Source organism: Methanosarcina sp. 2.H.A.1B.4 (assembly GCF_000979385.1).
In the GTDB taxonomy this organism is placed as follows: domain Archaea; phylum Halobacteriota; class Methanosarcinia; order Methanosarcinales; family Methanosarcinaceae; genus Methanosarcina.
Window position 1 is genome coordinate 1 of sequence record NZ_JJOV01000022.1, and the last position, 19194, is coordinate 19194.

General features: G+C 43.8%; 13 protein-coding genes. 6 read left to right on the top strand and 7 right to left on the bottom strand.

The genetic code is table 11. The annotated features are described in order from the left end of the window. Window positions 1–362: PGF-pre-PGF domain-containing protein (locus EO92_RS03640; protein WP_048169385.1), on the top strand; the 362-nt coding region annotated here is incomplete at its 5' end. Window positions 363–369: 7 nt separating this feature from the next. Here EO92_RS03640 and EO92_RS17490 read toward each other — a convergent pair. Then, the gene (locus EO92_RS17490; RefSeq protein ID WP_156165720.1) at window positions 370–522 is read right to left on the bottom strand and encodes a hypothetical protein; all 153 of its coding nucleotides are present in this window, start codon (window positions 520–522) and stop codon (window positions 370–372) included. Between the two features lie 125 nt (window positions 523–647). Here EO92_RS17490 and EO92_RS03645 point away from each other — a divergent pair, with 125 nt between their 5' ends. Next, the gene (locus tag EO92_RS03645; RefSeq protein ID WP_048169387.1) at window positions 648–3956 is read left to right on the top strand and encodes an ATP-dependent helicase; all 3309 of its coding nucleotides are present in this window, start codon (window positions 648–650) and stop codon (window positions 3954–3956) included. A 254-nt stretch (window positions 3957–4210) separates the two neighbouring features. Here EO92_RS03645 and EO92_RS03650 read toward each other — a convergent pair whose 3' ends face one another. From EO92_RS03650 to pglZ, 4 genes are all read right to left on the bottom strand, one after another. Further along, window positions 4211–8077 (bottom strand): AAA family ATPase, encoded by a 3867-nt coding sequence (locus EO92_RS03650; protein ID WP_048169389.1) that lies wholly within the window; start codon window positions 8075–8077, stop codon window positions 4211–4213. Further along, entirely contained in the window at window positions 8067–9380 is a 1314-nt protein-coding gene (locus EO92_RS03655) for an exonuclease SbcCD subunit D (RefSeq protein WP_235283163.1), read from the bottom strand. The genes EO92_RS03650 and EO92_RS03655 overlap by 11 nt, the downstream gene beginning before the upstream one ends. A gap of 237 nt (window positions 9381–9617) precedes the next feature. Then, the gene (brxL, locus tag EO92_RS03660; RefSeq protein ID WP_048169391.1) at window positions 9618–11666 is read right to left on the bottom strand and encodes a protease Lon-related BREX system protein BrxL; all 2049 of its coding nucleotides are present in this window, start codon (window positions 11664–11666) and stop codon (window positions 9618–9620) included. 63 nt (window positions 11667–11729) lie between these two features. Continuing rightward, on the bottom strand, window positions 11730–14441 hold the full coding sequence (gene pglZ, locus EO92_RS03665; protein ID WP_048169393.1) for a BREX-1 system phosphatase PglZ type A: 2712 nt from the start codon (window positions 14439–14441) through the stop codon (window positions 11730–11732). Window positions 14442–15279: 838 nt separating this feature from the next. On the opposite strand from pglZ, the gene EO92_RS03670 reads away from it, so the two are divergent. Further along, window positions 15280–15591 (top strand): type II toxin-antitoxin system HicB family antitoxin, encoded by a 312-nt coding sequence (locus EO92_RS03670; RefSeq protein ID WP_235283164.1) that lies wholly within the window; start codon window positions 15280–15282, stop codon window positions 15589–15591. Then, window positions 15588–15719, top strand: a complete 132-nt coding sequence (locus EO92_RS03675; RefSeq protein ID WP_200896731.1) for a type II toxin-antitoxin system HicA family toxin — start codon at window positions 15588–15590, stop codon at window positions 15717–15719. The genes EO92_RS03670 and EO92_RS03675 overlap by 4 nt, the downstream gene beginning before the upstream one ends. A gap of 289 nt (window positions 15720–16008) precedes the next feature. On the opposite strand, the gene EO92_RS18210 is transcribed toward EO92_RS03675, so the two are convergent. Further along, window positions 16009–16152 (bottom strand): hypothetical protein, encoded by a 144-nt coding sequence (locus EO92_RS18210; RefSeq protein ID WP_196296812.1) that lies wholly within the window; start codon window positions 16150–16152, stop codon window positions 16009–16011. Window positions 16153–16599: 447 nt separating this feature from the next. Between EO92_RS18210 and EO92_RS03680 the strand changes: the two genes are divergently transcribed. Together EO92_RS03680 and EO92_RS03685 are read left to right on the top strand one after the other, a co-directional pair. Then, window positions 16600–16848 (top strand): hypothetical protein, encoded by a 249-nt coding sequence (locus EO92_RS03680; protein ID WP_048169395.1) that lies wholly within the window; start codon window positions 16600–16602, stop codon window positions 16846–16848. An 84-nt stretch (window positions 16849–16932) separates the two neighbouring features. Then, entirely contained in the window at window positions 16933–17109 is a 177-nt protein-coding gene (locus EO92_RS03685) for a hypothetical protein (RefSeq protein WP_235283165.1), read from the top strand. Between the two features lie 1553 nt (window positions 17110–18662). Here the strand turns inward: EO92_RS03685 and EO92_RS03695 are convergent. Then, on the bottom strand, window positions 18663–19194 hold a 532-nt coding region (locus tag EO92_RS03695), incomplete at its 5' end, for a Fic family protein (protein ID WP_235283166.1).

A 19194-nucleotide genomic window follows, 5' to 3' on the forward strand; every position in this document is an offset into this window, starting at 1 on the left:
TCAAAATTGAAAAGGCCTGGATGAAGGATAAAGGCATTGACCAGTCTTCAATCATCCTGAACAGGTACAGTGACAAGAAATGGAATCCATTGCCCACCAAACACTCAAAAGACGATGAAAAATATATGTATTTCACAGCAGAAACTCCTGGATTCTCGCCCTTTGCAATAACAGGTGAGAAAACAGCAGAAGAAACTGTGACTGAAATCCTGCCTGAACCTGACACTCAGGATCTTGAACAAAACAATACAGCATCAGAAGTTGAGCAGTCTTCTGAGCAGGAAAGAACAAGCATGCCTGGATTTGAAATGATTTACTGTGTTATCGGGCTGCTTGGAGTGTTTTTGTATAGAAGAAGATAAATTGCAGTTAGATGGTGGGATAACTGATTCCACTATCTAATTTCTTACTTTTTTTAAGTTCGTTTGGGATTCTCAAAGCCTCTTTTTCAAAGGCTGTTCCAGAGGAATATGATTTTTGTTCCAGGATAGAACAGTACAGGCGGCCTATTTTTTCTTGCATGTTGTGGTGAACATGATCATTTATTGTCTGGTTTCCAGAAGCTTAATAACATCAATATATTTTTTATACATGCTGGTCTTTCTGAAATACAAAATAAACAAAACTAACTGTCCCAGAGCGTTTCCATGTTAGAAGAACTCCTTACAACCCTAACTCCCAGGCAAAAAGAAGCAGTTGAACACACTTCAGGCCCTCTATTAATTCTTGCAGGTGCAGGCACGGGTAAGACAACTGCCATCACTGGCAAAATTGCCTGGATGATCGAAAAACAGGAAATTAAACCGGAAAAGATTCTTGCCCTTACTTTTTCAAGGGAAGCCGCCAGAAATATGGAAAAGAAAATCCATGAGCTTCTCGGACAGGGAATTGATGTGAAGGTGAGTACTTTTCATGCTTTCTGTGCCGAATTGATAAGAGATAATTCTGAAAAGTGTGGGGTTTTGGAGCAATTTACGATTTTTGAGGACATTGATTCAGCTATCCTGCTTTATAAGGAACTGGGCACCACTCCGAGAAATGCAGCTTTATATTCTAGCACAATCGCAAAGGCAAAGGACCTCAACATTTCGATTGATGAGTTCAAAGCTTATCTTGAAACAAAGAAGGAATCCCTGCTTGAGTTTGCTGAAGAAAGCAGGTTGGAGCAGTTTTATACCGAATCCAAGATCAACTTGAACACGTTTCATTTGAAGGACAAAATCCAGCAAAAAGCCCTGAAAGATGAAAAGAAAAACTGGCAGGACTTCATCGGACTTTATGATGAATACCGAAAATATGCTGATTTCACCCACGCCTGGGTAACATATGAAGAAAGAAAGAGAGCCCTAAATTGCCTTGACTACGGGGACCTCAACCGGATTGCCCTTGACTTCTTGAACACCTGCGGCACAGCAGAGCTTAACGATACCTATACTCACATCATTGTGGATGAGTTCCAGGACACCAATTATGTGCAGTTCGAACTTATTAAGCACCTGACCTCAAGGGAACAAAATATCACGGTTGTTGCGGACGCGAACCAGAGTATCTACGCTTTTCGGGGTGCATACTCAAACAATATTGAGGATTTTAAAAAGCAATTCGGAATTTCAGAACGGGATATAGTGTCTCTCGATGTGAGTTTCAGGTCCACGAATACTATATTAAAGGTTGCTTACAAGCTGATCTCACAGAACTACCCAGAAGACCGGAAAAGCGAGTGCATTCTCCTCAAAAACTGCAACAATAACGAGGGCGGAAACGTCGTCATCCAGGAAACAAAAGACGAAGGGGAAGAAGCAAGAAAAGTCGTCGAGCAGATCGAATCTTATATTGAAAAGGGCATTCCCCTAAACGAAATTGCAGTCCTTTATCGAACCCATAACCAGGGTAGGCAGATCAGGCAGGCGCTCCAGAGGCGGGAAATACCTGTAGTTGTGAAAGACGATGTTGATTATCTAAAACAACCCGAAATCAAGACCGTGCTTTCCTATCTCTACATATTAAATAACCTCACGGACCCGACCCCCAGAGGGACTGAAGCCTGGTGGCGGCTCTTTCATTACAATAACGGCCTGGAGAACAGTGACTCCGTTCAGATAGGGGAGTACATCAAGAAAAACAAGATTTCTTTTCAGGAAGCTATCTACCACCATCTCGATGAGATCAGGTTAAGTGAAAAAGGGTGCAGTACTATTGAAAAGGTGAAAGAAACAATCAGGGTACTTGAAGAGAAAAACCTGCTGGATGTTTCTGATCTTTTGCTTGAAATTTATGATCACAGCGGGCTTGTGAGGCACCTTAACAGGCTGGATACGCTGAAAGCCAGGGAAGCTTTCCTGAACCTGAGAAATCTGCACGAAATGGCAAAGAATTATGAACGATTTTACAACAGAGAGCTTTTTGGCTTCATTGATTATCTGGAGATTCTGGACGAAATGGGAGGCAATCCTGCATCTGCAAAGATCAGGGAGGATGATGCTGTAAGCCTGATGAGTATCCATGCAGCAAAGGGGCTCGAATTCAGGGTCGTATTTGTGACCAGCATGGCAAAGGACAAATTTCCTCTATTCAGGGGTGGGCAAGAACCCCTTATTCCACTGGAAATTATGGACCAGTACAGGGACCTTTTTTCAGCGGAATTGAGCAAAAAAGATCTTGAAAATGCAATAAAGGAGCTCAAAAAAGAGATAAAACTGGAAGAGGAACGCCGGCTCTGCTATGTGGCTTTTACAAGGGCAAAAGAAGACCTTATATTAACTCTGTCCCTGGAATATGGCGGCAAGGAGAGAGAACCTTCTGAGTTTCTAATGGAAATCGGGTATGATCACTGGCGGGATATAGACACCGATCCAGCTGATGGAACAAGAAGTGATATGGAAAAGGAAATCACTTTTGATGAGTTGAGCCTGTCTTACCGGAAAGACCTTGAGGTTAAAACCGCAGGCCTTGTAAAGGACAACGAGCTTGAAAGAGAGAAAAACAAATGTGTTCGACTGCTTATTGAGGCTCTTGATAAGGATCTTGAAGAAGCTGTACACTATCTGATGGTGTACAGGGCTCTAAGAGATGGGGGATGTGGGGACTATCTTGAAGAAATTAAGCAAAACTGGAGCCTGATAGATCCGACTGAAAAAGCAGGAGAGATCCTCTCAAAAATGGAGACCAGAAGCAACGGCTTGAGATTCAATCCGGAAGCATTTGGTTTCAGCTTTTCCGCTTTGAAGTTGTACGAAAACTGCCCGAAGCAGTACGAACTTCAGGAAATCCTGCGCATGCCGGGTCGGAAGAACGAAGATTCGACAGGAGCCATGGCAAAGGGAAGTTTCGTGCATGAGGTGCTTGAGATTGCAGTTAAAGAAAAAGTTTTGGAAAAGCAGGCTCTCTATAACATAATAGAAGCATTGCATAAAAAGCCCGAATGGATGTATGTGGATCTGGAATCAACTTTTCCTCTTTTCGAAGTGTTCTGGCTCCGGAATAAAGACCGGATTTCAAATAATCTCATGGTTGAAAAATGGTTTAGTGTTCCTATAGAAGGATTTGTTTTCAGGGGAAAGATCGACAGAGTTGATTTACTTGACTCTTCCGGAAAAGAGGTTGAAATCATCGATTATAAAACCGGTAAATACGAGGTGAGCCCCGAAGATCGTTCAAGGCAGCTCTTGCTGTATGCGAAAGGTTTTGAACACATGCATCCGGAATACCGGGTGAAGAGGCTCACGCTTGACATGCTGGCCCTAGAAAAACCTCGCGTTTTTGAGTTGCAGGAGGAGGGAAAGTACGGCAGCACTGAAGGCCGGGTAAGTTCTCTTGACAGTGGAGCCATCAGTGCAATGGTCCAAACTGCACGAAATATTGCTCATGATTATGAGCATGGGTTTAAGGAGACAGAGGATCCCGAAATCTGCAAGGAGTGTGGGTTCAGGCTGTATTGTGATGGCGTCAATTTGTGAGATCGATTAGAAAATGAAGCTGGTAGAATGACTTTTTCTGAAATACACGGCAAGCCGACAACCATAGATTCAGAAGATTTGCTACAACAGAATTCGGATTTCTGATATGAATTATAAAAGATAAAAACCAGGAACCGGAATTGGAGCCCGGTTCCCGATCAAAAGTGTTTCACGGCAATTTATGCATAAAAGTTTTCGTTTCAATTCCTTTGGTCCAACCTTTTTACGCTTTAACTATCTTATCTTTAACTATCTTATTGTACTGCATCAAGGTCTACAACCAGGGCTTCGGGAAACCTTCCTGCAAGCATCTGGACGGTTTCTGGGTGGCAGGTGAAATAAAAGAGCTGGTTGCCTGAGACAAGGTCCTTTATGGCTTCACAGGTGCTTTTGCAGCGTTCGGGGTCAAAGTTCACCAGCACGTCATCAAACACGACAGGAAGAGATTCCGAATGCCTGCCGAATTCCCTGATGAAACCGAAACGCAGGGAGAGATAAAGCTGTTCGGCTGTTCCCCGGCTGAGTTCCTGGACGCTCTTCTGCCGGCCTTCCCGGTCTTCAACGTAGATTTCGGAAGAGTTGAGCGGGGAATAAATCCTCGTATACCTGCCGCCGGTAATCTTTGAGAAAAAGGCCTGGGCTTCCACGATAACTGCAGGCTGCCTTTCCTTTTCATAGACTTCGATTGCTTTAGCAAGGACTTTTCGGGCCAGAACCAGGGAAGCCCATTCCCTTGACTTTTCGTGAAGTCCTTCAAGCAGGCTTTCCTGCATTACCCTTGCCAGGGAACCTTCACCTCCGTGTTCGAGCTGTTCTATCTGGTTTCCTATCGCTCCGCGCCTGTCCATATTCTCGGTGGTCTCCTGTTCAAGGGTTTTCAGGCATTCATCCAGCCTGCGGTTTTCTTCTTCCAGGCCTGATGGATCGGAGGCTTGAAGTTTTTCGATGAAAATGTCATACTTTTCCCCATCCCCGGAAACCCTCCGAATCTGCTGTTCAGCCTCCCTTTCCCTGCTTTCGAACTCTATTCGCTGAGTCCAGAGCCGTGCATTTTCACAGAACTCTTCTTCCGTTGCTGCAGAACCGGATTCAAGAAGGACTGCAATCTCTTCTGCAGCGTCTTCATACTTATCCCGGGCTGCCTGAAGTTCGATCTCGAGTTCTTTTGATCTTGTTTTCAGTTGCTGCAGGCTCCTTGTTTCCTCGGATGCCTGTTCAAGTTCCAAACGGAGTTTTTCAACCCTCGTGTCAAAAGAAAGTCCGGAAAGCGGACGTTCACATTCCTGCATAACCCCGGTTACCTTTGCTTCATAGGCTTCTATCGAAGTTCTGCTGGAAGTAATCTGTTCTTCAAGTTTCCGGATCACCCGCTGCCTGTCAAAGCATGTTCGGATTACCGAAAAGATTTCAAGCACGCTTTCTACTGAAAGTGATGGGTCAAGCCCATAAGCCCCAAGCCAGCAGGTCCACTTTTCGGAGAGGGCATCCCTTTGCGTTCTTTCCTCAAGGAGCCGGGCTTCAAGCTCCTTATTTTTGCGGTCAAGGCTTTCGGATTCAAGTTCAAGTATCTTCATTCTTTCAGCCTGGTTAAATGCAAAACTTACATCCTCCCTGAGTTTTGCGATTTCACTTTCAAGTGCACTTCCCAAAACAGGCCTTTCACAGGCTTTCAGAACACTAAGGGCTTCTTCTTCGTACTTTTTAATAGCAGCTTCCCTGAGCTGTACCTGTTTTTCCAGTTCTTTAACATTTTTTTGTTTTTCCAAGCAGGCCCTGATCCCGGAAAGAAGCTCAAGCACATGCTCAGGAGATAGCTCCGGTTTGAATCCTGAAGAAACAAGCCATTCTTTCCATTCCTGGAGAACTTCCTCCTGCCCGCCCTCTCCGACCTTCAGCTTACCTTCAAGCTCCTGGTAAGCTGCATTTAACTTATCCCGCTTCTTCTGAAGCTTATCCTTCCCCTGGTGCAGTTCTCCGGCAGTTTTCAAATCAAGCAGGATCCTTTGCAGTTCATCGGCTTTCTGTTCCCGCACCGAGGGGTCGGGAATGTCTTCAAAGCCGCACTTTTTTGCCCGGGTTTTCATGTCTTCTTTCAGGGAGGCAATCTCTCCGGACAGTTTTTCTTTTGAGTCCTGTGCTTTCTGTTTCCGGGCTTCGGTTCCTTTTAATTGTTCCTCCCCGACAGGAGGGCTTGAGGGTTTTTTTCTGGCTTTCTGGAAGTATGCGGCAGAAGTAGCAAAAAGGAGGAAAAATATGCCAAGTCCAGAGAGCAGGGAGTTGTTCATGTACTCGTAAGCCAGGCCTATGCCACCTGCAATCAGGAGCATTCCTGCAGGCCAAAGGGGAAGTCCTTCCTCATGCTCGGTTTTCCGGGGCCCGAAGGCTGCATAAAGCATCTCTTCTTTTTCCAGGTCTTTTTCCAGGTTTTTGAGTTCGCTTTCCTTTTCCCTGAGGAGAGGGTGATTCACCCTGAGGTAGCTTACAGCTTCAAGCCCCTGCTTTACCTCTTCAGGGTTGGGAAGCTTTGAGTAGGCTTCGAGTTTCTCTTCCAGGGCTTCTATTTCCCCGCGGACTTCTTCGATTTCCCCAAGGGCAAGTTCGAGCCTGTCGCGGTACCTCTCGATTGTTTTTTCCGCCTCCTCCATTTCCCTTCGTTTTCCGATCACGGTTTCCTTAGAAGGAGTTGAACGCTCGAAACGGGCAAGGGTGCTTTCGTCCCAGCCCTCCCCAAACCCTGACAGGTTTTCCTTCAGTTCGGCTTTTTTCTCCTGAACTTCCCGAGTTTCGGAATGGAGGAGGTCCTTATCAGTCCGGTATTTCTCTATCCCATTTCCAAGTTCGATGACCTGGGTTCTGTGCACCAGGAGGCTTTCTTCAAATGAATCATTTTCCTGACTGACTCGCTCGATGCTGTTTAAAATCTGCTGAAGTTCATTTCCAGTCTCTTTTATTTGATCATCAATTTCCTCTACTGCCTTTCGCATCTTGATGACGCTTTCCTTTGCAGGGATGGAACGGTCAAAGCGGTCCAAAGCTTCCTCATTCCATTTCGGGCCCAGTTCAAGGAGGAGCTCAGAAAGACCGGCTTCTTCCTGCCTGAGGTTTATTTCTAGGGACGGGAGATTTTTTACTTCGGACCTGTACTTCTCAATCCCGCTTTCAAGTTCCATCACTGCATCTTTTTGCTCCAGAAGGCTTTCGTCCGGGGAAATGCTTCGTTCTTTAACGGCATTTTTTTCCAGTTCCTGCTCCAGCCTCGAAATGGTCTCCTTTATTTCCTCAATTTTTTCCCGGAGCCTTGTAAGCTTTTCTTCCCCTTTTTCGGGGAAACTCTCAAGCCCGGGTAAACCTTCAAGGGCAGTTTTTGATTCCTGCAGGGCTCTCCAGTCTTCCCAGACAGAAAGCAGGTTTTGAATGTGGTTTAATTTTTTCCGTATATTCAGAGACTTTTCTTTTAACTGATCAATGTCTCCGGTTCGTTGTTCCAATTCGAAATGAAGAAAATCGTATTTTTTCTGGGCTCCTTCAAATTCGGCAATTTTTTCTTCAGTTTTTCCTATTTCCCTGAATAGCTCATTTATAAGGGGTTTGCTGCCTCTGGGTTTATACAGGTTGTTTTCACTGCTGCTGATTGAATCCATCAGTCCTGAAATGGAAACTCCTACCCCGGTGCCTGCACTGTAGAGTTTACTGTTGATGCTCTGGTCGTTCAGGGTCTCAAAACTCTGCAGTTCTTCAAGACCGAAAGCATAGATGTTTTCAAAGACATTCCTGTCAGCGTGGCCCAGAAGTTTAAGAAGTTCGGGCTTGCCTCCCGTATTTCCATCGGGAAGCACAACTTTTACCTCGTCTTTTCGGCTTGCGTTCCTCTCTATGACCCAGCGCTTCCCTGAGGAATCGGTTACTGCAAGCCTTCCCCCATGTTGCCCTCCTTCAAGTGGGGGATAGAGGTTGCACCTTGTGTTGGGGATACCAAAAAACATCCTCCGGATAAAAGTGAATAATGTTGACTTTCCTGCCTCATTTGCTCCTGTTAATATGACCAGGCCGGAAGGCAGGTCTCCCACCGATAGCCTGGAAAACTTGCCGAAACCGTCGATATGAATTGCATCAATTTTCATGCTTTTCCTCCGTGAGAAGGGCATCAAGCAGGATATTTTCAGCACGTTGAAGCAGGGAGTTCATCTCTTCATCATCAATTTTGCAAATGAGTTTTCCCCCACTACTGGGTTTAAAGAGAGGGGAAAGGACTTCACGAAACTCGTCCAGAGCCTTTTCATCTGTCTTCAAGCCCTCCACGATTTTAACCAGATCTCCTACAAAATCCTCCCTTTTCAAAAGCAGCTCCCTTTCTACGGGAAAGAGCGTTTCATTTTCAATGCTCTCTACCCAGACAAACTGCCGGCCCCGAATTTCGTCCTCCCTGAGCAAATGGAGGAGATCTTCAAGAAATCCCTCTTTCCTGAGAGTGTGGTGCAGAGGCCCCCTTCCATTGAGGAACAGCCTGCATATCGCAGATCTTCCTCCGGAATTTTCCCTTATGTCATCAAGCTGGCTTTGAAGACTTTCTATCAGTTCCCCTTCTGTTTCCATGTCTTCTATGGAAATTTCCCTTATATGCCAGCGGACAGAGTCGGTCTCGATGAACTTGGTAGAAATGGCTCCTCCGGAAGAAACCTCCACATAAAAGCACCCCCTTGCCCCTGTTTCGCCTGGATGCCTGCCTTGCGGGTTTCCGGGATATATCACAAGGGGGGCTTCTTTGCAAACTATAGAGGGAGTATGGATATGCCCAAGAGCCCAGTAATCATAGCTTAACTCCCTGAGGTCCTGCAGGGTACACGGGGCATAAGGGTCATGCTCCGGGTTGCTTCCCACGCTGCAATGCAGCAGCCCTATCGTAAACGGCCATTTCTCTTCTTTTTTTGGGAATTCTTTCACAAGGTTTTTCATGATGTGCCGGGTCGGGTAACTCATCCCCACGACAAGAGCGACCGTTTCGCCTTCTTTTTTGAATTCCACAACTTCGGCCCCATCCCCCCTCATGATATGTACGTTTCCGGGCCACTTCAGGCTTGCCGACCAGCCGTCAAGAGGGTCATGGTTCCCATGGCAGATAAAAACCTGAATCCCGGTGGTTTCAAGCTTCCTGAGTCCCTCTATAAACCTGACCTGGGCATAAAGGCTCTTGTCGGCACTGTCATACACATCCCCCGCGATAAGCAGGAAGTCAACTTCTTCATCCATACAGAGTTCGATAACTGCCTCATAAGCCTGAAAGGTAGCTTTCGCAAGCCTTTCCCCTAGCTCCGGGTCAATCCCGGAAATTCCTGTAAATGGACTGTCAAGGTGTAGATCAGCAGCATGGACAAAACTCAAAGTCTCGGTCTTGCCAGCGTCTGCCGACATTTTTCTTTTTTTCATTGGAGGTACCCCTAACATACATATAAAATTTATACATCCAACTGTATATTTTAAACCCAATTAAATATTTTGGTTTGAAGGCTTCCGAAACAAATATTTAAAATTAATAATTAATCTCATAAGTTTTTCTTAAAAGTTTAAACCTTCAACTAAAGGAGCTTACTATGACTCCAGATTTATTCAGATTTATTCAGATTTATTCAGATTTATTCAGATTTATTCAAATTTGGTAAGATCTTAAATCAACGCCATCGATTTATACACCGCATCAATCGGATCCTCATAAAAAGAGATCTGGAACTTGCTGAACAGGTCCGGAGGTACTGTTGCAATCTTTCCCGCAGAGGCAATTGGAATCAACACTCTTTTTGCTCCGGCATCAAGACAGACCTGTAAAAGGCCTGCCAGGTTTTCAATTACAGCTACAGAGCCTCCGATTGTCATACTTCCGAGGATTGCGGTCTGTTCCTGAAGCGGCCTTTCCAATGCTCCTGAACAGAGGCTTATGAAGGCTGCAAGGGCGAGTTCTTCGGACATGCCAACTCCATAGAGGTCCTGGACGTGCAAAAAGTAGTCTTTTTCTTTTACGGAGATGCTCTGGCTTATGGATTTTGCGTTGGCTCTGAAGTAATTGAAAGCTGTTTTTATTGACTCTTTTGCCTGAGAATTTGAACCTGTACCCGATTTTTCGTATTTTCCCGAGCCGGATACAACCTGGACTTCAAACTTGTAGGCCCCGATTTTGCCAGATTCTGTAGCAGCAACTGCATAGGCTTCTCCGGGCTTTGTGATGCCTGCGGGGATAATCTTGTTTCCGCCGCTTTCGGGCACAGATACGAAAGCTTCTTTCAGGTTCTCATTATCAATGTAGGAGAAATTCACATCGAAGAACTCGATTCCTCCTATCTTTTTCAGCTGCTCTTTTACACGCCTTCGACCTACGAGAGCGTATTCAAGGATCTCCTGCGCCTGCTCTCTGGTGATATTCTCATCCGGGTAGATGAGTTTCATAAGACCGGAGAAGGTCTTTTTAACCGCAATTACATCGCGCTGGTTCAGGTTGTTTCCGAGCTTAAAGAACCTGTTTATATTGTCGGCGTAGGATCGCTTCCTCATTTCCCGGAAGAATTCTGCAATATAGTCAACTATGAATCCGTACCTGTCTGTAAAGTGTTCAGGCCTGAACTTCGGGATTTCCCAGCCAGGGATGTAATAGTGCATCCTGTCGAAAAAGGCGGTATCGCTGTTCATAGCTTCCGGGAAGGGAGAAAAGAGGTTTGAAGTCTTTATTAAGGACTCTATACTCTGGTTGACATTTCCAACAAAGACGATTGACGCGTTTGCATTCTTTTGCTCTTTTCCCCTTGCGAAAGAGCCGGAGGCCATGTAGTCTTTGAGGATCTGGATGCCGTCTTTGTCTTTGAAACGGATTCCTGCAACTTCGTCAAATGCCACAACATCCCAGAACCCCACAAGCCCTACCTGTCGGGTGGACATGTTGTAGAAGAGGTTTGCAACCGTGGTCTGCCCCCCGGAGATCAGGATGGTGTTTGGGGATATTTCCTTGTAAACGTGAGATTTTCCTGTACTTTTCGGGCCGAGTTCGCAGAGGTTGTAGTTATTCTCTACAAGAGGAACGAGCCTTTCGAGCATATGCCATTTGATGGGAGTTTCAAGCTGGGTGGGCTCCATCCCAATGCTTCTCATCAGGACGTCAATCCACTCATCTTTAGTAAAGTTCTTCCTTTCCACCAGGATCTCCTGGAGGTTCATATTAGGGATCTGGATAGGTTTCAGGCTGGAGATGACGAATGGCGAAGAAGCTGATTCTGTAGAGTACTCCATCTTGATCATGCACCAGATTCCGCCGCCTAGAAGCTTGTCGTATTTTATTACATAATCAGAGTCAATCTCAATGTTTTTAAGCCCAAGGTTGGAGAACTCAGCTTCGTAGACGTCTCTCCTTTCATTGAGTGTGACCGTGATCTTATCAATAATGGTGTAGTATCCTGTCTCCCTGATCCTTGATTTGATCTTTTCGGCTTCATCAGACCTCACATAGTTCTGGGACAGGATATTTTTGACCTTCTGGACACCTTCCTTAATTACATCCTCGTCATCATCTGCGCAGTAAGAGCCTAGCAGGTATTCCAGCACGTAGACAGGGACATTGTGCCCTACTTTCAGCAGTTTTGTAAGGTCTTTTCTCACAACCCTGCCGGAGAAGTACTGATTTAATTTTCGGTCTGTTTCAAGGCTTACTGTTTCGAGATCTGCTTCAACCATTTTATCCTGTCCCTAAAAACTTTTTTTATTCCAGAATCTTTATGCCTGATTCCCTTTTTTAATTTAAAAGTCGTCAAAATCGCCAATCAAAAGGTCAAGTTCGAATGTAATCCGGGCAATATCTTTGATTTCATTTGTGTCTTCATCAATCAATCTCAGGTAATATGTTTTATTTTCGAGACCGTTGCCAAGGGTAAGTATAACAGTGTACTGCCTTTCTTCAGGCTCATCGGATTCGCTATTGGCAATAACGGTTCTTTCGTCACTGACCATTTTTTCCTGCTCACCGTCAATATCCCATAATGAAGCCCTGAAAGTACGGGGTTTCAGCTTATCAGTCACTTTTTCTGTCTGGAAAATCTTTACTTTAAACTTGCTGCTTGTGATCTTTTTCCGGTCATTTATTACCGAGACGTTGACTTTGCCGTATTTGATGCCTTTCTTTTCGAGGGTTTTTTCATTCCGCCGGTGGGTATATGTCAGGACCGGAATGACAATCTCCTGGGGAGAGGCTCCTCCGTGTACAAAATTGAGCCCGCCTCCCTGAAGCTTGAATCTGAGGTCGGTTTTCGGGACATAGGCAAAGAGGGGGGAATGTTCCTTCTCGAGAATATGGCGCATGTCAAAGCTGTGTATATTATTCAGTGAATTATCCGGTGAATTATCCGGTGCAAGCTCCTGGTCACTCAGGATAAATCTCTTTGTGGTATCAATTATTCGAGTTTTGTCAAACGATGAGGTTTCTACCTTATCCGCATTTTCCATATCATCTCTTCGGTACAGGAAACCGTGATCCGCTGTGACAATGATATTTGTTGTGTTTAGGGCTTCACTCAGATGCTTGACCATTTTCTTGATTTCAAAAACTGTTTCTTCCACGGCATTGAAAACACTGTTTTCCGAGGACTGCTTATCCCCGGTTGAGTCTATCTTATTGTGATATATGTAAAGGACTCTTTTTCCTTTGATCAGTTCTCTTGCCTCTTCCCGGCTTAATTTAATGAAGTCCTCATAATTCAGTGCAAGTGAGTCATCACATTTGCTCTGCAGGATTTTGTTCCTTTTTTCAAGCCCTTCGGAACTTATGCCGTCCACAAAGATTTCTTTTCCTCTGTATTCCAGCGCATTATGCGGGAGTAAACTTGCCATTCCGAGCTTCGTGTATGAGGGTAAGACTCCTGCCATGTAGCTGAGTTCGGGAAGTCCCCAGGTATCTTTGTTGAGGGTTTCAAAGAGCTCGGCAGCTGCTTCATAGCGCAGTGCATCGGAAATGATAACTGCAACTTTACTCCTGTCATCTTTTTGCAGAATCCTGTTTACATGCCGTTTGTAGAAGTCCTTCTGGCTGTCCGCAAGTTCAATCTTCCACTGCCCATTGAGCTCGGAGTCAATGAGGCTGCTCCATTTCAATAACAGTTTTCCGAGCAGCTTGTTGGTGTAGAGGTCTTCGACCTGAGGCCTGAGGTTTTTCTTCAGGATGTCCTTTTCCTGCTCTTTATCATAGTAATAGTAGAATTTCCTGTAGAGGTAATCGATCTGGTAGTATGTCTCAGCATATGCTTTGAATAATTCGTACAAACTGGGAGTGTTTTCAAGCGCGTCAGCTGCTTTCGGATTATCATAGTATTCCCGGGCAAACTGGAAGAGCTTAACCGCATATTCAAGCGCATTGTAGATGTTTTCATATTCTGAAAACCAGTGCTTTGTCCGGCGGGTATCGATCCAGGCAAGATGGTTTTTGAAGTCCTCTTCTGTCGAATCTACAGGGCTGTTCAGGGATTTGAGGATCTGAAGAATTACAGCCTTATCAAAGATTTCAACGGCTTCAGCTTCAAGGTAGGTCTGCACATCATGTTTATCAAGTTCTGCCTGCAGGCTTTTTTCCAGGTCCTGGCCAGTTTCTTCAAGCATGTCCTTTGTGTATTTCTCAAACGTTTTGGAATCCCGTGAGCTGTCCATCCAGTGCTTGAGGAAGATCTGGCACTCGTTTTCTTTCCGGTCAACATACTGGTCATAGCCTGCCAGGGAAATTCCGGAATACCGCTTTATGTGTGTAACAAGGAAACTCAGGAATAGTTTCTTCAGGGTAGGATTTTTTGCCGAAAATCCAAAATCTTCTTCTGCCAGCTCCCAGAAGTTTTCCTCCAGCCCGAATTTTGAGATATTCTCCCAGACCGGGTTTTCAGCTTCACCCAGGGATCTCAACATGGTATCCCTTATAATCTGTTTGAAATCAAGAGCCTGTGTCTTTGAAAAAACAGCCAGCATGCCCAGGATGAACTCTTTTTCCCGCCAGTCCCGCTGGTGGAGCTTCTTTAAGGGCTGGACCCTTTCTTTCTGGTTGCCAAAGAATTTCTCGTATTTCGTGAAGAAGTCATCCAGTTCATGCCCGTCGATCTCAAATTCGCTCTTGATGTCTGAAATCCGGCTGTTTTCAAATCTGGATGAGTAGAGCTGGATATCAAAAAGCCAGTTGTCTTCGTGCGCCCTTTCTTTGTCCGGGCAGTAGATGAGATAGTTTGACTCCAGGTCTTCGATTTCAAGGAGTTTTTTGGTTTCAAAATAGTTATTGTCAAGGATATGGAATTTGATGTTGTTTTCTTCCAGGACCTGAATTATTTCTTCAAGCTCCTCTCCGGGAGCCTGCTTCTCCTGGTCCCAGGCGGTTTTGTCCCTGTCATACCAGAAAACTATTTTTCTCTTTTCATAGTCCTTCAGTTCCGAGGGATCAAATTTCCTGAGTATGCTTAGGCTTGTTTTTTCTACGTTGACCATGAAAATCCATATCCTGCTGTTAATCAGAATGGTTTAGAATGAGAGTTAGAGATTTAGATACTTTATCCATGAAATACTCTTTGATTTTTAAAAGATTTTGCTGAGCTTGTAGATGGGTGGTCACTTATTTAATACATAATCCAGAGCCAAAAATTATGGCTCTGATTTCAGAAAAAAGTGGGAAAAAAAGTTGGGTAAAACTTAAATTACAAAAATATATGAAGAGTTATCTATGCTAAAACTGGAAATCTGGTGAGATGAAAAGGTCAGCAGTTGAGTGCAATTCCCTGCGTGCTGACCTCCCCAACTTGTCAGCCTACGGTTGTCGAGTACGTAGACTTCCCGCCGTAGAGTTAAAAAAGCTAATCTCAAATAGAAATACCATTACCCGGTTAAAAAAATGAAATGATTAGAATTTCTTTGTTAAGAAATCAATTACCTCTTTATCTGACTTTGTATATCGAGATACAGGAGGTTTGGATTTTTCATTCTTTTCGAATAAAGAATGCAACTTATTAATGGCAACAGGGTCTGATATGTATAAAGTGCTTTGTTCCAGATATCTTGAAGCCATTTCATCCCCCCTTTGATTTATTCTCTTTTTAATCTCCGTTCCAGATTATATCCTTTTCTCACAACCTGTTAGTTAAAAGGAATTAAGTTGTGAAGTCTGGTTTCTGGTTTTTACTCGATTCACTCGATTAGCTGAATGATTCAGGTTTCCTGTAAATGGTTTCATGGTGAAAAGTACCCGCCTGACCAGAAACCTTAAGCTGGTACATCCTCCAAAGAGAGATTTAAGAGAGATTTTTTATAGCACAGAGGGAATCTCTTAATCATGGAAGAAACGTACAGGTTTTCAGCTGTCGTTCATAATGAAGGAAAATGGTATGTCTCCTGGTGTCCTGAGCTTGACGTCGCAAGCCAGGGTGAAACAATCGAAGAAGCCATCGAGAACCTGAAGGAAGCAATTGAACTCTACCTCGAAGACGAGGACGCCCAAATACCTGCCGCAAGACAGGTTTTTACCACAACGGTAGAGGTCTCTTCCCATGCCAAAACTTCCCACCCATCAGCTCTTGAAGTAATCAAGGCTCTCAACAGCCAGGGGTTTCAGGTAGTATCTCAGAAGGGCAGCCACATAAAATGAAAAAGAAGGTTCCAGATAAAACGCTCATTGTTATTGTCCCGGATCATCCCGAAATTCCGGCAGGGACATTGAAATCGATAATCCGGCAAGCCGGGATGACCGATGAAGAGTTCATCAAGCTTCTGTAATCAAAAAAAGAAAGGTTAGAACTTTTGTGTTAAGAATTCAATTACCTCTTCCTCAGATTTTCTATATCGGGATTCAGGAGGTTTGGATTTTTCATTCTTTTCAAAAAGGGAATGCAATTTCTTGATCGCAACTGGATCGGATATGTGCAGAGTATTTACTTCCAGATACCTTGAAGGCATTTTACTCACCTCATTTTGCTAAATTTTCTTTTCCCTTTTCACTTTAGTGCGGCTTCTATGCGGCTTTAATGCGGTTTTTGCAGTTTTTGCGGTATTTTATGCGGCACACTTACAACCTGATTGTACTTGCAAGTTTCCTTGCCCGTTTAAACATTTCTATTTGTTGTTTAGTTGCAGGCTTCTTCTCGTTTTCCCAGAATTCCCGGGCATCCTCACCTTCTAAAACAAGACCCAGTTCAATTGGCTTAGCCACAATTGTTTCCTCCGCATCTACAATAGAATATAAGTAACTATTTTAATTGGTTATTATCAGCTCGTTATATAAAAAACATTGTTCAATTTACTTATTTAAATAACTGGATCGGTGACTGGGTCGATGACTGAGTCGGCAACTGGGTCGGTTGCTTGTTCAGTTACCTGTTCGGTTACTTGTTCGGTTACCTGTTCGGTTACCTGTTCGGTTACTTAGAGCCTATCCGAAAAGTGTTGTGACCTGTGTAGATGTACGACATTATGATTTATCGTAACTTCCGCAACATGCCGTTCAATAGTATATCCTAAGTGTGGTAAATTCTTGTTCTAATCTTGAGTGTAATGATATCATAAAAGAAATTGTGAAGATAAAAGACATAGAAGAAGAGGCCTAAACTATATTATATGCGGAATAAGAATAGAACTTCTGGAAGGAGGAATCAAAACCATGACAGAAATGACTCTAATCGAAGCACTGGAAAAACTTGCATTAATCACGAAAAAAGGACTAGATGAACCGATTCATATCCCAGGTAATGCAAATGAACCTATTACAATTGGTGAGGCAATTAAAGAAATACAAGATCACGCTTCTGATATTTCTGAAATTGATGATTATATCATAAGTAGTGACGGTATTCGGAAAACAGGAAAAGATGGAAGCGAGATTGTATATCAGGTTAAAGAAAGTAAGTGACAGCCTTTACTCTCCAGTCAAAAACTATATCGCTTAGGTGTCTCTATGCATAAAACTTTTAGGAACTTTAACGGTAAAACCTACATGCTCGATGAACCCAGTTATTTTGGACTTGATAAATCCGATGTCGAGAAGAGAAAAGCGATGTTGAAGGAGAGTGGACTTGGGGTTAGATGCATAAAGAAAGCAAATGGCAAGTACGTAATATACCGTGAGTATATTGGGGATATAAACAAAGAAGATGGCTCTTCATTTTTTTAGGGTGGGTTAAGAGCCTATCCAAAAAATGTTTGACCCATTGTAATATTTACAGTAAGGGATATGAACATGGAGTAGATACTTAGACATTATAAGCCTGTTATAGCTTTTCAACGTGTATTCTGACTTTTCGGATAGGTTCTTATTCAGCTAAGTGGTCTTGAATTGATACTCAATTTAAACAGTGACTCTAGCCGTAACTCTAGCTGTAACTCTAGCTGTAACTCTAGCTGTAACTCTAGCTGTAACTCGGGCTGTAACTCTAGCTGTAACTCGGGCTGTAACTCGGGCTGTGACTTTCCTTCACCTGTAACTAAGCCGGTGGTTTCAACAGCAATAGATTCCGCCAGATAGACAATGAACCTCACCCGCATTTTTGATTTGTCTAATTGCGTAATTGGCGCGTTTGTGGCGTCTTTGGGGAATTTTGATGGTGCCTTTGTTTCTGGTGCAGTTGGCTTGATTCTGGCTATTTGACGTCTTTGATAGGTGAGGTATTTGGCGTGATTATGGCGTCTTTGTGGCGTCTTTGGCGTCTTTGTCCCCTTTATGTCCCCTTTGTGGCCCCTATGTCCCCTTTAGATTGTTTTCTCTTTTCCAAAAACTTAGGTGGTTCCTGCTTAATCTGTTGGTATTATTCAGAATCTCCTAAGAAATCTTTTTCTCTTCTTCGCCTTACAGGGCTGAAACCGTCTCATCTGCCTGCAAAAAAATAACAGGCGAAGTCCTGCTGGTATTAAGAAAAAACGAGTTAATAGTGAAATGCCTTCCTGACCCGAAGAATACTTTCCTTGACCCCGGAAACCGCTTTTCAATTCACAGGTAAATATCGGATGTACCCGCCAGCTTGTCTGGCGGCCCTGCAAAAAAGTAGAAAAAAGAAGAAAAAAGAAGAGAGATAATAAGAGAAGGAAGAAACAGGAGGTTGAAATCTCCAGTAAAAATCAATAAAAACAGACGTGTAAAAGAGTGTTTTTCAGGTACAATTTAATCCTGTTTTGACTTCATCCCTCAGATTTTTTACTCCATTTTTACTTTCCGGCTTTTCTTTCGGGTCTTTTGTCTTATTTTTTGTCTGAAAGCCGCTCTCCTGCGTCGAGCGTGACAAAAACGACATGATAAAGCGAATGACGTTGTAAGGGTCAGAAAAATCGTAATTCAGTCCTCTTGAGCGCAGCGAAAAGGACCGCGTACTGTTGCACTTGCAGTGCAACTCCCAGAAAATCTCCGATTTCCTGAGATCCCGAGGCGCAATTCGGGTTTTTCAAAAATATCAACCATGTAACGGTGGACAACCTAAACTTATACTATCTTCTAATTTTGCGGCTTTAGTGCGGCTTATGCGGCTTTGGTGCGGAATTAGTGCGGTTTTTGCGGTATTAATGCGGTTTTTGCGGTATTAATGCGGTTTATGCGGTATTAATGCGGAATTAGTGCGGTTTTTGCGGTGTTTAGAAGCATCATATTTGAAAATGCCTGTAAAGTCATCACACGGCATGTGATGAATCTGCAGACTTCCATCAAAAACAGGCACGAGCATCACTTACAGGATTCTCTTATTCTATGCCTTCATGTGCCTCTTTATCTAAAAATGCCTTCCCTTTAGCTGTCAGGCGGTATTTCTGCTTGCTGCTGCGGGGTTTGTCGGGGATTGTCATTTCAATGAAACCTGCATCGAGCAGAGGACTTAGTATGCGCTTTCTGAATTTGCTGCGGTCTGTCCTCTCTGTGAGCTCCATCAGATCGACAATAGAGCATTCATTTTTACATTTTTTGAGTACTTCAACTTGGTGCCGGCGAAGTTCCAACATAGTGCCGGTTCTGGCACCAAGTTCACTGACTTGGTGCTCCGGGATATCCAGTATCCCTTTTATTTCTTTAGATTCAGGCAGTACTGCAATGGATTCCGCCAGATGGACAACGAATCTCATCCGCATACCGACTTCAATTATCTCCGGTTCAGGAAGACCGAGAGCCTTTGCTTCTTTGAACCTGACTTTGACAGTTATATAAAAATAAGTGCTCTTTGTTTTGTGTAATTCGATCAAATGAACATCACAAAACAGAGAGCATTCCCTACAATTCCTA

Bases quoted from the DNA above. Each gene is read 5' to 3' on its own strand.
- EO92_RS17490 (WP_156165720.1), bottom strand. From the start codon at position 522: ATGCAAGAAAAAATAGGCCGCCTGTACTGTTCTATCCTGGAACAAAAA.
- EO92_RS03645 (WP_048169387.1), top strand. From the start codon at position 648: ATGTTAGAAGAACTCCTTACAACCCTAACTCCCAGGCAAAAAGAAGCA.
- EO92_RS03650 (WP_048169389.1), bottom strand. From the start codon at position 8,077: ATGAAAATTGATGCAATTCATATCGACGGTTTCGGCAAGTTTTCCAGG.
- EO92_RS03655 (WP_235283163.1), bottom strand. From the start codon at position 9,380: ATGAAAAAAAGAAAAATGTCGGCAGACGCTGGCAAGACCGAGACTTTG.
- brxL (WP_048169391.1), bottom strand. From the start codon at position 11,666: ATGGTTGAAGCAGATCTCGAAACAGTAAGCCTTGAAACAGACCGAAAA.
- pglZ (WP_048169393.1), bottom strand. From the start codon at position 14,441: ATGGTCAACGTAGAAAAAACAAGCCTAAGCATACTCAGGAAATTTGAT.
- EO92_RS03670 (WP_235283164.1), top strand. From the start codon at position 15,280: ATGGAAGAAACGTACAGGTTTTCAGCTGTCGTTCATAATGAAGGAAAA.
- EO92_RS03675 (WP_200896731.1), top strand. From the start codon at position 15,588: ATGAAAAAGAAGGTTCCAGATAAAACGCTCATTGTTATTGTCCCGGAT.
- EO92_RS03680 (WP_048169395.1), top strand. From the start codon at position 16,600: ATGACAGAAATGACTCTAATCGAAGCACTGGAAAAACTTGCATTAATC.
- EO92_RS03685 (WP_235283165.1), top strand. From the start codon at position 16,933: ATGCTCGATGAACCCAGTTATTTTGGACTTGATAAATCCGATGTCGAG.